This window comes from Paracoccus sp. S1E-3 (assembly GCF_013868135.1).
Lineage (GTDB): Bacteria > Pseudomonadota > Alphaproteobacteria > Rhodobacterales > Rhodobacteraceae > Paracoccus.
The window spans coordinates 1,380,029-1,395,265 of record NZ_JACEMU010000004.1 but is presented as its reverse complement, the minus strand read 5'-3'; the positions used below and the strand labels follow the sequence as shown (position 1 = coordinate 1,395,265).

General features: G+C 67.8%; 9 protein-coding genes and 1 tRNA gene. 8 read left to right on the top strand and 2 right to left on the bottom strand.

Translation table 11 applies throughout. The features are described from left to right. The first annotated feature begins 250 nt into the window (after nucleotides 1-250). The 4 genes from H1S04_RS06930 to H1S04_RS06915 are packed head-to-tail and all read left to right on the top strand — an operon-like array spanning nucleotide 251 to nucleotide 10,770. Nucleotides 251-7,561, top strand: a complete 7,311-nt coding sequence (locus H1S04_RS06930; RefSeq protein WP_181744778.1) for a hypothetical protein — start codon at nucleotides 251-253, stop codon at nucleotides 7,559-7,561. Continuing rightward, nucleotides 7,558-9,279, top strand: coding sequence for a hypothetical protein (locus tag H1S04_RS06925; RefSeq protein ID WP_220185100.1), 1,722 nt, complete (start codon nucleotides 7,558-7,560; stop codon nucleotides 9,277-9,279). Before H1S04_RS06930 ends, H1S04_RS06925 begins: the two co-directional genes overlap by 4 nt. A gap of 4 nt (nucleotides 9,280-9,283) precedes the next feature. Next, nucleotides 9,284-9,859 carry an SCO family protein gene (locus H1S04_RS06920; protein ID WP_181744776.1) on the top strand — a complete coding sequence of 192 codons (576 nt, stop codon included), beginning with the start codon at nucleotides 9,284-9,286 and terminating at the stop codon, nucleotides 9,857-9,859. Then, the gene (locus H1S04_RS06915; protein ID WP_181744775.1) at nucleotides 9,856-10,770 is read left to right on the top strand and encodes a cytochrome c; all 915 of its coding nucleotides are present in this window, start codon (nucleotides 9,856-9,858) and stop codon (nucleotides 10,768-10,770) included. The genes H1S04_RS06920 and H1S04_RS06915 overlap by 4 nt, the downstream gene beginning before the upstream one ends. 20 nt (nucleotides 10,771-10,790) lie before the next feature. Here the strand turns inward: H1S04_RS06915 and H1S04_RS06910 are convergent. After that, nucleotides 10,791-10,874: transfer RNA gene (locus tag H1S04_RS06910), tRNA-Tyr, on the bottom strand. Between the two features lie 131 nt (nucleotides 10,875-11,005). Between H1S04_RS06910 and rlmB the strand changes: the two genes are divergently transcribed. The 3 genes from rlmB (at nucleotide 11,006) to H1S04_RS06895 (ending at nucleotide 12,906) form a co-directional block, all read left to right on the top strand. Next, a complete protein-coding gene (gene rlmB / locus H1S04_RS06905; RefSeq protein WP_181744774.1) occupies nucleotides 11,006-11,806 on the top strand; it encodes a 23S rRNA (guanosine(2251)-2'-O)-methyltransferase RlmB in 801 nt (266 codons plus the stop codon). Between the two features lie 74 nt (nucleotides 11,807-11,880). Next, nucleotides 11,881-12,303: a YHS domain-containing (seleno)protein gene (locus H1S04_RS06900; protein ID WP_181744773.1), complete on the top strand. Its 423-nt coding sequence runs from the start codon at nucleotides 11,881-11,883 to the stop codon at nucleotides 12,301-12,303. Nucleotides 12,304-12,486: 183 nt separating this feature from the next. Beyond that, nucleotides 12,487-12,906 (top strand): CoA-binding protein, encoded by a 420-nt coding sequence (locus H1S04_RS06895; protein ID WP_181744772.1) that lies wholly within the window; start codon nucleotides 12,487-12,489, stop codon nucleotides 12,904-12,906. 39 nt (nucleotides 12,907-12,945) lie between these two features. Here the strand turns inward: H1S04_RS06895 and H1S04_RS06890 are convergent, their stop codons facing one another. Next, a complete protein-coding gene (locus H1S04_RS06890; protein WP_181744771.1) occupies nucleotides 12,946-14,256 on the bottom strand; it encodes an FAD-binding oxidoreductase in 1,311 nt (436 codons plus the stop codon). 251 nt (nucleotides 14,257-14,507) lie between these two features. Between H1S04_RS06890 and H1S04_RS06885 the strand changes: the two genes are divergently transcribed. Continuing rightward, nucleotides 14,508-15,188 (top strand): hydrolase, encoded by a 681-nt coding sequence (locus H1S04_RS06885; protein WP_181744770.1) that lies wholly within the window; start codon nucleotides 14,508-14,510, stop codon nucleotides 15,186-15,188. Nucleotides 15,189-15,237: the final 49 nt, after the last annotated feature.

The window sequence follows — 15,237 nt, the reverse complement described above, 5'->3', positions numbered from 1 at the left end:
ACAGGAACATCGCCGCCGCAGCAATATGCCTTCCCCGGATTGACGGGTAATCGCCGGAGGTGCGATTATGATGGTGCATTTATTCCGATTGAGTTCTGTATTCCGACTGTTTGCTTGTGTTTCTGCCTTAACGCTCGCCTGTTTGCCGGCATTATCTGCTGAGACCTCCGCCACGAACGAGGGGGACGATACGGCCGCCGACTCGGGCGGGTTCTGTGCGTCCGCTCCAGCGGATGAGAGTCGGCGGATCGTGTGCGCCGATATTGTCGCGCTGGACCAGACGCTGGTTTACAACCGCTTCGGTTCGTTCAATCCCTATGGGATGATTTTCGCGCTGGCACGGGATGTCGATCCGCTTGGCGGCGCGCAGGCGGGGGCGCCGGCCTGCGAAACCGATACCGCGACGCGCAAGCCTGGTGCGTTGCCCGGCGCGGGTGCGGCGCGGCTGCGCGATTGCAAACGCCCCCGCCCGCTGGTCCTGCGGGCGAATGTGGGCGATGTGCTGGTGGTGCGGGTCACCAACCTGCTGGCGCCCGCGCCCGGTCCCGACTTTTCCGAGGGGCTGTGCGGGGGCGCGCGCACCGCCGATCATGGCCGCGAGGCGGTGCGCAGCGCACTGTCCTCGGGCACGCGGCTCCGCGCGGGCCATGGCGAGGTGACCTGCTCCGATGGCTCTGGCAGCAGCCCCGCAGAAGCCGCCGAACCGGCCGGGGCGGACGCCAACTGGCCCCGCACCCGCAATCTGAACTTTGTGGCGCAGGGCCTGTTGCCGCTACCGGTCGATGGCGAGGTGCCGAAATTCTGCCTCGGCACCGACACCATCCCGCCGGGCGAGTCGTTCACCTGCCGTTTCCGCGTCGGGCAGGAGGGCACGCATTTCTTCGCCTCGCACGCGGCGCCTGCGGGCGGCAATGGCGATGGCGGCAGCATCACCCACGGGCTGTTCGGGGCGGTGCTGGCCGAACGCCCCGGCACGCGCTGGTATCGCAGCCAGGTTTCGGCCGCGGCGCTGGATGCGGCTTGGCCGGGCCGGTCCGATCAGCCCCGCCACGCCCGCAGCGGCATGCTGGATTACGAGGCCGCCGACCCCGTAACCGGCGTCCCCTATCTGAACCTCGCGCAGGCCGTCGACCGCCCGCAGGTCGACTTCGGCGCCGCGCGCGCGGTCGAGATCGTCCATAGCGATCTGAACGCCATTATCTTCTGCGACGATTCCCAGGTGGCCGCCAATGCCAGGCCGCCCGCAGATCCGCTTGGTTGCGCCATCCCCACGGCGACGGCGCTCGGCGATGCCGCCCCGCCGAGAACGAAAACCACCTCGACGGTGGAGCCGGACGTCCGCGCCTTCCGCGAGTTCACGGTGTTCTTCCATGACGAACTGAAGACCTTCTACACCCGCAATTTCGAAGAACTGGCCAGCTTCGGCCAATTGGCGGGCGTACGGGACGGCTTTGCCATCAATTACGGCGCCTCGGGGATGGGGACGCTGCTGCTGGCCAATCGCAAGGGGATCGGCCCCGCGGCCACCTGCGCCGAATGCCTGTATGAGGAATTTTTCCTCACCTCATGGGCCAATGGCGATCCGGCCCTGCTGGAATGGTTCGACGATGATCCGTCGAATGTGCACCACTCCTATCTGAATGACCCGGTGGTGTTTCGCAATTTCCATGCCGGGCCGAAGGAAACCCACGTCTTTCACCTGCATGCGCATCAATGGTTCGCGGGCAATGATCCGGGGCGCGGAAGCTATCTGGACAGCCAGACCGTCGCCCCCGCGCAGGGGTTCACCTATAACATCTACCACGGCGGCCGTAACGGCCAGCCCGGCAAATGGGCGACGGGCGGCTCGGGCAACCGCAACCGCACCGTTGGCGATTCCATCTTTCACTGCCATCTCTACCCGCATTTCGCCCAGGGCATGTGGGCCTTGTGGCGCGTCCATGACGTGCTGGAGGACGGCACCCGCCAGTTGCCAGACGGGCAGGCGCAGGCCGGCCTGTCCACCTATATCCGCAACCCGGACGAGGCGACGATGACCCGTCCCGGCAGCGTCGACCCGGTCACCGGTGCCTGGACCGGGGCAGAAGGCACGCCGATCCCCGCGCTGGTTCCTCTGCCGGGCGAGCCGCTGCCGCCGCTGCCGACCTACACGCCCGCCGCCAGCGCGCCCTCCGACAGCGCGGCGCTGAACCCGCCGATGCTGCGCAGATTCGCGCGCGATCTGCCCGCCCGCTTCGGCCCCCGCCGCCCCGCGCCCGAGGCCGGGCTTATGATCGCCGGCCCCGAACGCCTGCTGCGGACTCAGACCGCTGCGCCGGCGGCTGCCCCTGTGCAGGCAGTTCCTGCCGAGACACCGGCCGCTGAAGCCACCCCGGCTGGCGCCGCGCCCATCGGCATGCCGGGCTATCCGTTCTATATCGCCGGTCAGAGCGGACGGCGGCCGCCGCAAGCGCCGCTGGACATCGCCCGCGACAGCAGTGGCAAGTTGCTGTCGGGCGGGCTGGGACGCCATGTCGTGCGCTCTTCTGACCGGGCGATGGGGATCAGTCTGCCGCAGAAGGCGGCGCAGCAGGATGCGGCCATGGCTGCCACGCTGAACCCGGATCCCGCAAACCGCGATCGCGCGACGGAACGCCGTCTGGAACGGCTGCGCGCACAGATCGTCGCCAAGGCGGTCGCAATGGGCGATATGACCGCGCATCTGGAACGCGCGCATATCGAAACGCTGCCGCCCGACGGCACCCCGCTGGAACAGGCCGCGATGCGGTTTCACAATGACGGCGCGGCGCTGCAGATCCTGAACCCCTCGGGCATCGGGATCAGCCCTGCCATCGGCGGTTATGTGATGCCGCGTGCGCCGGTTCCCGCCGGGACGCCTCCGGCCGCTTACGGGTTGTATGAGGTGAACGGCTCGCCCCCCAAACCGGGCGCGCCCTTCGCCGATCCCTGTGGTGTGGCCGCGCGCGACGGTCGCGCGCCGGGCATCGATCCGCTGACCGGGCAGGGCGGATTTCTGGCCGACCGCAAGATGATCGGATTCCGCCGCTACGAGGCCTCGGCCGTGCAGCTCGATCTGGTGGTGAACAAGGCGGGATGGCACGATCCGCAGGCCCGCATCAACGTGCTGACGGCGAAATCGGATGATTACAAGAAGGGTGAGGGGATCATCTCGCCCAGGATCAGCGATCAGGACGAGCCGTTCTTTTTCCGCGCCCTGTCCGGCGAATGTCTGGAATTCCGCCATACCAACGAATTGCCGAAGGAACTGGCGCTGGATGATTTTCAGGTCCGCACCCCCACCGATACCATCGGGCAGCATATCCATCTGGTGAAATTCGATGTCACCTCCTCGGATGGGTCGGGAAATGGCTGGAACTATGAAGACGGCACCTTCGCCGCTGATGAGTTGATGTCGCGCCGCTGCGCGGCGGTCAGGCTGACCGGCTTTGGCGGCGGCGATCCCGCCCCTTGGGGCACCCGCGTGCCGGAGCCGGCGGAATGCGCGGCGCTGAACACCGGCCAGATCTGGCGGCGCCCGCTGGGCGCGGTCGGTCCGGCATTCGCGGGCAGCACGGTGACAAATCGCGACCTGTTCCAGACCACCGCGCAGCGCTGGTTTGCCGATCCCATCCTGACCAGGGACGGCGCGGGCAGGGATGTCGACCGCACGATGCGCACGGTGTTCAGCCATGACCATTTCGGTCCTTCCTCCATCCAGCAGCACGGCTTCTATACCGCGCTGCTGATCGAACCCTCGGGCGGGGACGGGATAACCCAGAAAGTCTGTTCGATGCTGCCCGAACCGAAGGGGACCTGCGCGGATCTGACCCCCGACATCGCCGGCGTGGCCAGCAGCCCCGAAGGGCTGGTCGGGGCCTCGAAGCTGATCGATATGGGCAAGCATGACCCGCTGCATCCCAATTACCGCGAATTCGCCCTCGCCATCGCAGACTTCGCGCTGCTTTACGATCCGCGCGACCGCAGCGCCGCGCCGCCCGTCGTGGGCGGCACGTGGGCAGCGGCGGATGCAGGCCTGAAAGGCCTCGGCCAGATCTATTGCGAGGCCGATTTCGGCACCCGCGGCAATGCCGCCGGGATGGAGCGGGCATGCGCCTCGGGCCTGATGCGTGACGGCAGCCGCTTCTCCGCCGCGGGCGAGGGCGTGCCACCCGCCTGGGTGGCGGCGGGCAGGCCGGGCGATTACGCGGCCCATCGCGGCGATCTGTGGGGGAACCTGTTCCTGCGGAAGGGCGAGTTGGGCGCCGACGGCCTGCCGGTGGAGCATGCCGACGCGCAGATCCTGCGTGACCGGCTGTATGATCACCGCTTTGCAGCCGCCTTCCCGACCGCGGCGGCTCGGCTCGTCGGCGCCACGCAGGCTGACCGTCTGGCGCAGCCGGTGGCGGGACCGCAGCGGCCCGAGGCGATCTCGGTCGATCACCATGATCCATATCTGGTGAATTACCGCATGGCCGCCGTGCCGCTGCGGCTGGGGACCAAGAACCGCGACGGCAGCCCGGATCAGGATTGTGCCATGTTCCCGATGTCGCCGCCCGGTCTGGCGGCCGCCGACAGCCCCGTGGTCGCGAAGCTGGCGGCGGGGGGCCTGCGCCCCTGCTCGTTCCGTTACCAGCTGGCGGGTGCGGCGGGGGACGCGGCCTTTGCCTTCAGTTCGCGCAACCCGGTCGCCGATCAGACGCAGGCGCATGCCTTCGATCCCGCTCGCGACCCCGAAACTCCGATACTCGAGGCCTATCAGAACGACCGACTGGTCTTCCGTCTGGTTCAGGGCGCGCAGGAGGTCCAGCACGTTTTCGGCGTTGCGGGACTGCCCTTCCGGCGCAATATCGACCAGATCTATCCGCAGGCGATGCGCCCGCTGGCCACCATCGCCGCGCCTGCGCGCGCCGCCTGCTTTGCCGCCCTGCGCCGCACACACCCCGAAGAATATGACGCATGGCTGGCGGGCGAGATCGCCGATCTGTCCGACCTGACGCCGGTCGAGGCCGCGGCCTATCTCGCGGGGGCTCCGGCTGCCGATCGGGCCAGGCTTGAACGCTGGCGCGCGATCGCCCAGGCGCTGGCGCGCTGCGACAATCTGGAAGGCATGGTCTATGCGCAGGAGGTCGGGATCTCCGAACATTTCGAAATGCGCGGCCGGCTGCGTCAGGATGTCGCCATTTCGCCCGAAAGGCTGATCCCGTCGCGGCCGGCGGGCGGCAGGACCGACCGGAGGTATCTGGGACGCAGCGATATTTCGGACTACCTTTACAGTTTCGGGACGCTGGATTCGCTGTGGAACGGCGATTGGGGGCTGGTTCGGATCTACCGCGACGGCAAGGTTTCCGACCCCCGGCTGCCGGCTTCGGACAGCCCGGTCCCGATCAGCAACCGTCTGCGCCCGCTGCGTCAATATGACGGCGAGTTGGCCGTGGTCCCGGCGATCGAAGACGCCGAAGCCGCCATGGCCCACATCATGCCGGGCGAGGGGACGGGAATGTCCTCGACCGGGTTGCCGACCTGCCCGATGGCGCTGCCTGGGCGTCAGCTGCGCTTCAGCACCGGCTTTGTGGTGGCCTTGCGCACGGGTGATCTGGCCGAAACACCGCAGGCCGCGAACCGGGGCACCGATTACGGCATGGGCCAGTACGACCGTGACGGGCTGATGCTGGCGCTGATGCCGGCGCTGCCGGGCGTGACGGCGGCGGCCGACCGCTGGGGCCAGATCGACCGCAACGCGGTGCTGGCTGCCGTGCGCGCGCAATATGCGCGGCCCGAGCCTTTCGTGATGCGCGTCAACGCGGGCGATTGCGTGCTGCTGCGGATCGTGAACACGCTGAGCGAGCCGGCGCCGGGGGCGGGCATCCGCGATGTGCTGGGCGATGCGCTGATGCCCCCCATCACCCCCCTGAACACCGACCCGGTTCTGGCCGCCAAACATGGCACCCGCGAGGGGCGGCTTAGCCCGGTCACGGTGCCGGAAACCGGGCTGCGCCCTTCGGCCCGGCTGGGACTGACCTTCGGATTGCCCGGCGGTGCCGCGGTCGAGGAACTGCCCTCGGGCTTTGGCCTGAACGCGCCGCCGATCGCGGCGGCTACGGCGACCATGGCGCCGATCTCGCCCGAATTCGGCTTCTATGCCGGTCGCGTGGCCTATCGCGGCTGGAAGGAGCCGGTTCTGGACTGCGTCGATCTGGAAGCCGCCCTGCCCGAGCAGATCGACGCCTGCGTCCTGCAGGCCGAAAGCGCCCGGCTGGCCGATCTGCGCACGGCGCTCGGGCTGAACGCGACCCCCGCGCTGCAGCTGCTGATGGAAAACGCCAATGCGCCGGACGCGATGGGGTTCACGTATCGCGCTGGGCCGAAAGCCAAACTGCTGGCGCTGACCGACATGAGCGCGACGCCGCCGGCGCAATGGCTGGTGCGCAACGATCTGGATGAGCCGTTCCAGCCCAAGGGTGCGGCGGCCGATCTGGCGGGGCTGCTGTGCCCGGCGGCGATGGCGGCCGGCGATTGCACGACGGCGCTGCGCAGGCTCGCGACCAGCATCGGCACTGAATCCGTGCAGGCGCATCGGGTGCTGTCGGATTCGCTGCTGCACTGGATTCCCTATGCTTACGGCCCGGTGCCGATCAAGGTGACGGGCGACATGATCTCGCAGCCCGCGCATGGGATGTTCGGAGTGATCGACGTGCTGCCGCAGCATTGGCCGCTGCCGGATGCGCAAAACCCGCTGACCGGCGCGGCCGATGATGCGGCGACGCGCGCCATCATGGCGCAACTGCACCTGCCGGTAAGCGCTGCGCAGGCCGCGAGCAGCACACGCGCGATTGCGCCGGTGCCGGGCTTCGGGCAGGGACAGGCCTATCAGGTCAGCACCTCGGCCGTTGAGGAGGGCGGCGGCGCGGCGCTGCCGATACGCGAATTCGTGCTGTTCTATCAGGACGGCCTGAACCTGCGCGACAGCCAGTCGCGGATGCGCTGGTGGCGTGACGGCGCGGGCGCCCCCCCGATGCGGTTTCAGGTCGGTCCGCCGGTGCCCGCCTGCGCGGTCTGCGACGACAGCTATGATCTGGGCGCGGCGGGCGTCAGCTATCGCTCGGCCGGGTATGTGCCGCGCCTGCGGGAAATGGGCGCTGCCGGGCTGGAGCGTCATCATGATCTGAACGCACAGGTCTTTCCGCCCGATTTCTTTCGCCTCAGCGGCGATGGCGGCCGGATGCCGCTGACGCTGCAGGCCTGTCAGGGCGAGCAGGTGGTGATCCGTGTCGTCCATCCGGGCGGTCGCGCAAGGCAGCGGGCCTTCGTGATGAACGGGCTTGGCTATGACGATCTGTTCCCCGGCTTTGGCTTCCCGAACGCCGCGCTGCTGGCGCCGGGCAAATCCGTGAGCGCCTGGCTGACGCCGCTGGAAACCCCTGTCAGCGATCAGCCGGTCAGCTATCTGTGGGGCGACGGGCCGGGCACGCTGATGGGCGGCGGCACCTGGGGTCTGCTGGAAATGCTGCCCGCAGGCTCCACCATCGGGACCGGCGCAGAGGCCCGGACGTGCGGCGGTTGATCGCAACGCTGCTGTGTCTGGGGCTGGCGCTTCCCGCCGGCGCCCAAACCGATGCGCGCCGGGCGGCCATGCAGGCGCAGGTGCGCTTTGCCGATCTGCGCGGGGGGGCACTGAACCAGGTCCTCCCCGGCCAGCCTTTCCGGGTCGAGGTGACGTTGACCTCGCTGACCGGGGGCCTGCCGCGCGGGTTGCAGCCGATGGGATGGATTCGCCCCGTGGCGCTTTCCGATCTGCCCTGCGCCGAGGCCGCCGCCGCCTTCCGCGCCACCGGGCGCGGCTCGGCTGGGACAGTCGATCTGAACGGGCTTCTGCTTGGGGTGCTGACGGAAGACGATGCGCTGACCATGCTCGATCCCGAGCGCAATCTGGGCACCGCCAATCTGATCGCCGCCGAGCGACTGCCCGAGCGGCCCGCCGCGATGGTCGCGGATAAGACAGCCGGGCGCTTCATCGTCAGCCTGCCCAAGGCGGGACAGGTGTTGGCGCTGCAACCGATGGCGGAGCCGGCGGTGCTAGGCCGGGGGCTGGATGCGCCCGGCGCGCTGGCGGCAAATCCCCTAGGTGGCACGTGGGTGATCGAGGGCGATGGCGATCTGCTGCTGCTGCAGGACGGCCCGGCCAGGCGTTTTGCGCGGGATGTGCGCGCCATGGATGCGGCGGGGGACCGGCTGGCGCTTCTCGGGCGGGACGTGATGCTGCTTGACCCCGCGGGCAAGGTGCTGATCCGTCACCCCGCCGCCTCTGCCCGCGCCGTCGCCGCATTGGCGGGGGATCAGGGGCGGGCGCTGATCTGGCTGAGTGGGCAGGATCTGGCGCTGACCTGGGAAGACGCGCCCGACCGGGTGATCCGTATTCCGCTGTGGCGCAGCCATGACGGGATCGCAGTCTCGCCAGCCGGACGGTTCGCCTTTGCCTTTGGGGGCGGGTCGGAGGTCTCGGTCGTGGATCTGGCGCTGGGGCGCGTGGTGCAGGTGGTGGGCAGCGCCTCGCCCGTGGCCGAAATCGCCTTTCTGCGGAACGCGGCGGTGATGCGCACGGCAGACGGGACTTTGGCGGGCGTCATGGACCTGCGCATGATAAAGCCGGGGACCGCACCGGTGGTGGGGCAGTTCCCGCTGGGCTCGGGACCTGCACCCTCGGCCGGGGCGCAGTTGCTGGTCCCTTTGGGGGCCGAGGATCAGGTGCTGGCCGTCCATGCCGCGGGCTTCACCGGTTTTGTGCTGAACGCCACGCATGGCACCAGCGGCAAGCCCCCGATGGAGGCGATCCCCCTGCGCGGGGGCATCCCCCGTATCGTCCGCGCGCTGGATCGCGGCCTGCGCGAAGACGCGCCGGGTCGTTTCGTCACCGTGGCGCGGCTGGATCAGGCCGCGCGCTATGAGCTTGTCATCAGCGCGGGGCTGGGCGAGGCCGCTTTCTGCGCGCCGCTGCCCATGCCGTTGCCCGCGCCATCGCCGCAGGACCTGCCCGGAACGATCAGCACCGAACCCGAGGACACCGGCATCCGTCTGCGCCTGTCGGATGCGGCAGGCCAGCCGGTTGCGCAGGCGCGGGGGCATCTGCTGGTCACCTCGCTGGTCGGCAACTGGCGCGACCGCATGGAATTTCAGACCGATTCGGATGGCCGCACGCGCGACAGCTATCCGCTTCCGGCGCCCCCCTTGGCGATCGTGGTGGAAAGCGACGCCGCGCGCTTCGATCCCCTCATTATGGAGTGATCCGATGAAGACACCGCTTTTCCTGCTGACGCTGGCCCTCGCAGCCCCGGCTTTGGCCCATGACGGGCCGCACAGCGCGCCCGCGCCGATGCAGGTCGGCCGCAGCACCGAAAAGATCGTGCTGCCCGATATCGCAGTGACCGATCAGACCGGCAAAGTGCAGGGCATCGTCAGCCGATATGCGGATGGCGCGCCGGTGATCGTGTCCTTTCTGTATACCAACTGCACCGAGGTCTGCCTGATGACCCAGGCGACGCTGAGCGTGGTGGACGAAGAACTGGCCGGGCAGAAGGCCGATCCGCTGAAGATCCTGTCGATCACCGTCGACCCCGCACGCGACACGCCCGAGGTTCTGGCCAAGGCCGCTGCGGATATCGCAGCCAGCCCCCGCTGGCACTGGCTGCGCGCAAATGCGGCCGAAACCCCGGTCCTGCTGTCGGCCTTCGGCATCGATGCAGGCCCGATCGAGACGCATGAGAACGTCTATTTCGTGGGCGACATGGCCAGCGGCGAATTCATCCGCGTGACCGGCGACGCCGACCCCGACGCGCTGATCGCGCTGGCTCGCGCCGTGCAATGATGGAACGGGCGGGGCTGCTGGCGCTGCTTGTGGCGTTGCCCTTTCCCTGCCTTGCGGATGACGGCACGGGCCGCGCGCTCTACCAGACCGGCGCGGGACTGGCGCCGGTCGTCGCCGGACGGTCGCGCCCCGCGCTGGCGGACCGCATGACCTGCGCGGGCTGTCACGGCATCGATGGGCGCGGCGGCTCCGAAGGCGGCGCCGCCCGTGCGCCCGCGATCAATTGGCAGACCCTGCGCCAACCGACGCAGACGCGCCCAGCCTATGACGCCCCGTCCTTGGCGCGGGCGATCCGGCAGGGCACCGCGCCCGACGGGCGGCTGCTGCAAATGCCGCAATTCGCCATGACCGACGCCCAGCTGGAAGCGCTCAGCGCGCATCTGCAAGACCTCGATACCAGCGCCTATCAGGGGCTTACGGCGGACAGCATCGCCGTGCAGCTGCCTGCCGATCCCGCCCAGGCCCGCGCTGCCGCCGCCGCCATCGCTGCCTTCAATGCCGAGGGCGGAAGCTTCGGGCGACAGGTGGTGGCAGACCGGGACGCCTTCGCCGATCTGGGGCCGCTGCTAGATCATCTGCGCGGCGCCCTGACCGGGGCCGAAGCGCGTCTGGCACAGTCGCGTCAGGCGGAGGGCTGGCAGGTCGATCGGCGCATCGATCCCCAGGCCTGGCTGGTCCTGCGCCGCGACGGCGCGCGCGCAATGATCGTGCCCGCACCCGCCAGCATGATCTGGGCACGGGAGAACGGCGAAAGTCTGGAGGCCGCGCGCGTGCACGCCTTGACCACGCTGATTCTGGAGGAACTGCGCCAATCCGGCCGCACCATTACCGCCAGCGCCTTCACCAACCGCGCCATGCGGATCGACCCGGCTGCGGCACTGTTCGTCTATGACGACCCGAAGGGTGAATGAACGATTATTTAACGGAGAAATGGTGGGCGACCCTGGAATCGAACCAGGCATGGGTCTCCCCGGCGGAGTTACAGTCCGCTGCCGCACCTTGCAGCACGTCGCCCGCCGAGCCTTCGGCGTGGGGCGTGGAATAAGCGGGCCGCGCGAGAGCGTCAAGCGGATTTCGGCAGAATTTCGGAGAGACTTGCGCGCAAGGGTCAGGATGGCGCAGAAGGGCAGGCAAAAGGGGATGCGCATGGCCGACAACAAAAGCCGCAAGCCGGATTGGGTAATCGCGAAGGAACGCGCGAAAAAGGCCTCGGCCGCCGAAACGATCTGGCTGTTCGGCCTGCATGCGGTGCGCGACGCCCTCGCCAACCCCGCCCGCGAAAAGCTGCGTCTGGTGGTGACCAAGAATGCGCTTGACCGGCTGGGCGATACCGCCGGAATGGAACCCGAGATCACCGATGCCCGCGTCTTCGACAAGACCGTCGGGCTGCCGCCTGACAGCGTCCATCAGGGCGCCGCGCTTGAGGTGCGGCCGCTCAATTGGGGGAAGCTGGAAGACGTGGCGATTACCGGCACGGGGCTACCGCTGATGGTCGCGCTTGACCGGGTGACCGATCCGCATAATGTCGGCGCCATCCTGCGTTCAGCCGAGGTTTTCGGTGCCCGTGCGGTGATCGCGCCCGCGCGCCATACCGCGCCCGAGACCGGGGCGCTGGCGAAAACCGCCTCGGGGGCGCTGGAACGCCAGCCTTATCTGCGCATCGGCAACCTCTCGGACGCGCTGGAAGAGTTGAAGGCGGCGGGTTTCGTCACCATCGGCCTTGCCGGCGAAACCGATGCCGAGCTGGAGGAGGTGCTGGACCTCGCCGAAGGGCGGCCCGTCTGCCTGGTGCTGGGCGCCGAGGGGCCGGGCCTGCGCGAAAAGACCCGCGAGACCTGCGATTATCTGGCCAGGATTCCCTTTGCGGGCCAGTTCGGGTCGCTGAACGTGTCGAACGCCGCGGCGGTAGCGCTCTATGCTGCAACACGTCGTTTCAAATCGGCTTGAGGCCGGGGTCCGAATCATGGACAGATCAGGGGTCGGATGCCATGTCGGTAAAACCCTGACACGACCGCCGAGCCATGATTGCAAACCGCATCAGATCCACGCTTCTTGCCCTGCTGCTGGCGCTGCCGCTGCCGACGCTGGCGGATGACTGGGCGATCGGCGGATTTGATCCGGTGGCCTATATCACCCAGGAACGCGCCGTGCCCGGTCGCGGCGACATCGTCACAACCTGGCGCGGCCGCCAATATCACTTCGCCTCCGAGGCCAACCGCGCCCTGTTCGAAGCCAATCCCCGCGCCTATACGCCCGGCTTCGACGGCCTCTGCGTGGTGGCCCTGACCGAGGGGCGGTCCGAACCGGGCGATCCCCGCCAGTTCGTGACCATCGGCCAGCGGGTCTATTTCGTCGGCAGCGAAGGCCGCCGGCGCGAGTTGCTGTCGCATCCGCGCGACACGCTGATGAAGGCCAAGGGGATGTTCCTGAAACTCAAGCCCTGACCGCGCGTCTTCACGAATACGAGAAGGGTCTTGGAATCGGCGAATCAGCGCCCATATTGGTTACACGGGCGCGTTGCCACGGAACGGCCGCGCTCAGATCACTGTCCCTCGTTCCGCGACTTGCGCCCGGTCTTCTGGACCGGGCGCTTTTTCTATGAAATGGTCGCAGCGGAGGAGAACCCCATGACCGAAGCAGAACTGTTCCGCCGCATCAAGGACGAGACCAAGGTGATCGCCATCGTCGGCCTGTCGCCGAAATCCGACCGCCCGAGCTGGGGCGTCGCGCGCTATCTGCAGGGGCTGGGCTATCGCATCATCCCCGTCAATCCCGGCCATGCGGGCGAGCAGATCCTGGGCGAGACGGTCTATGCCGATCTGGCCGGGCTTCCGGCCGACGCGCATGTGGATATGGTTGACATCTTCCGCCGCCCGGAGGCCGTCCCGGCCATTGTCGACGAGGCACTGACCTTTCTGCCCGATCTCAAGGTAATCTGGATGCAGTTGGGCGTCACCCATCCCGAGGCCGCTGCCAAGGCTGAAGCTGCCGGCAAGATCGTGGTGCAGGACCGCTGCCCGAAGATCGAGTTTCCGCGTCTGGACTGAGACCGCGCGGAGGGGCGGCCCCCGCACCCCCGGCCCGCCTCAGATGCCCAGCCGGTCGCGCAGGGCATACCAGCTCATCCCCGCGACCAGCAGCGGCCAACGCAGCATCGCGCCGCCCGGAAAGCGGGGGCTGGGCAGCGCCGCCATGGTGTCGAAACCCTGGCTCTGACCGGCGATGGCAAGGGCCATCTGCTTGCCCGCCAGTGTCGCCAGCGCCACGCCGTGGCCGGAAAAGCCGCTGGCGGACAATGTGTTGGGGGCAGGGCGGATAAAGCAGGGCAGGCGGTTCATGGTGATGGCCAGCGTGCCGCCCCAGGCGTGCGTGAAAGGAATGTCGGCCAGTTGCGGATAGATCTGTGCCAGCGGCTTGCGCACCTTGGCGGCAATATCGGCGGGAAAGCGGTAGCTGACATTTTCCCCGCCGCCGAAGATCAGCCGGCCCTCCGCGTCCAGCCGCCAGTAATTCACCACGAATTTCGTATCATGCACCGCAATGTCGCGGGTCAGCACCTGCGCAGCGCGGTCGCCCAGCGGAGCCGTCGCGACGATGAAATTGTTGATCGGCATCACCCGCGCCGCGACCTTGGCAGACAAATCGCCCAGATAGCCGTTCCCGGCGAGGATGACGTGATCGCAGATCACCCGGCCCTCATCGGTCCGAACGGTGCTTTTGCCATTGGCGGTGTCGGCATGGGAAATGCTTAGGACATGCGACATCTCGAAGATGCGCGCGCCCGCCGCCTGCGCCAGTCGCGCCATGCCGAGCGCCAGCGCCAGCGGGTTCAGGTGCCCCGCGCCGTGGTCCAATTCGCCCCCGCAATAGGCGGGCGAGGGGACAAGCGCCCGGAAGGCCTCTGCCTCGAAAGCTTCGATGCGGTTATAGCCGTAATGGCGGGCAAGGTGGTCGATATGGTGGCGCGCGGCGTCCATCTCGGCCGGTTTGCGGAAGGCATGCGCCACGCCGTCGCGGACCGGGACGCCCGCGCGGGCGGCCAGATCGCGGGTCAGCTGCTTGGCGTCTTCGGCCATCGCCCAGAGGCGCTGCGCGTCTTTGGTCCCGGCGATCCTTTCCAGATCCTCGACGTCCAGCCGCTGGCCTGATCCCAGCTGGCCGCCATTGCGCCCCGAGGCCCCGAACCCGACGCGATGCGCCTCCAGCAGGGCGACGGTGTAACCGGCCTCGGCCAGATGCAGGGCGGCGGATAGCCCAGTATAACCGCTGCCGACCACGCAGACATCGGTGCGGTATTCGCCCTGCAGCGGGGCGAAGGGCGGCAGCGGCGCGACCTGATCGGCATAGACCGAAGGCGGATAACTTCCTCGGCGGTCGTTTGAAAACAACAGGTTCATCTGGCCTTTCCTTGCTGCCTCGCGCGAAGCCAGCCTCTGTCATGCCAGAGCCGGGGCCAAAGCGCGAGATGGATTTCCGGCCGAGGGTGGCGAGGCCGGTTCCGGCGTCAAGCGCGGTTCCGAGAACTCGGTGTTCTGTATCGAAGAACAAATAACGCATTGAGCGTTCGTTGTTCTGAACTATCTTTCAAGCTGTGAAAGCGGCCGGACATGCAGATGGACGGCCAGAACACAGAAGAAAGGAACATCTCATGGTTACGCCTGCCAATTTTAACGGCGAGCTGCCGGTCATTGATCCCGATGACGCGGTGATGCTGCTGATCGACCATCAAAGCGGCCTGTTCCAGACCGTGAACGACATGCCCATGACGGCCCTGCGCCGTCACGCGGGTGCTTTGGCGTCGATGGCGACGCTGGCCAATATTCCGGTCATCACCACGGCCTCGGTGCCGCAGGGACCGAACGGCCCGCTGATCCCGGAAATCCACCAGAACGCGCCCCATGCCAAATACGTGGGTCGCAAGGGCGAGATCAACGCCTGGCATAATCCCGACTTCGTTCAGGCGGTGAAGGAGACCGGTCGGAAGACCCTGATCATTGCCGGCACCATCACCAGCGTCTGCATGGCCTTCCCGGCGATTTCGGCGATTGCCGAGGGCTACAAGGTTTTCGTGGTCATCGATGCCTCGGGCACCTATTCCAAGATGGCGCAGGAAATCACGCTGGCCCGCGTCGTGCAGGCCGGTGCGGTGCCGATGGATACGGCCGCCGTTGCCTCCGAGATCCAGAAGACCTGGCACCGCGACGATGCCGAGAAATGGGCCGAGATCTATATGCAGATCTTCCCGGAATACCGGTTGCTGGCGGAAAGCTATGCGAAGGCCCGCGAGGTCGAGCATGAGGGCGAGCAGCTGGATTCGATGCGCAGCTGATCCGCGCGGCAACCTCCATCGAACGGAAAATGCGAACCCCGGCGCCAGG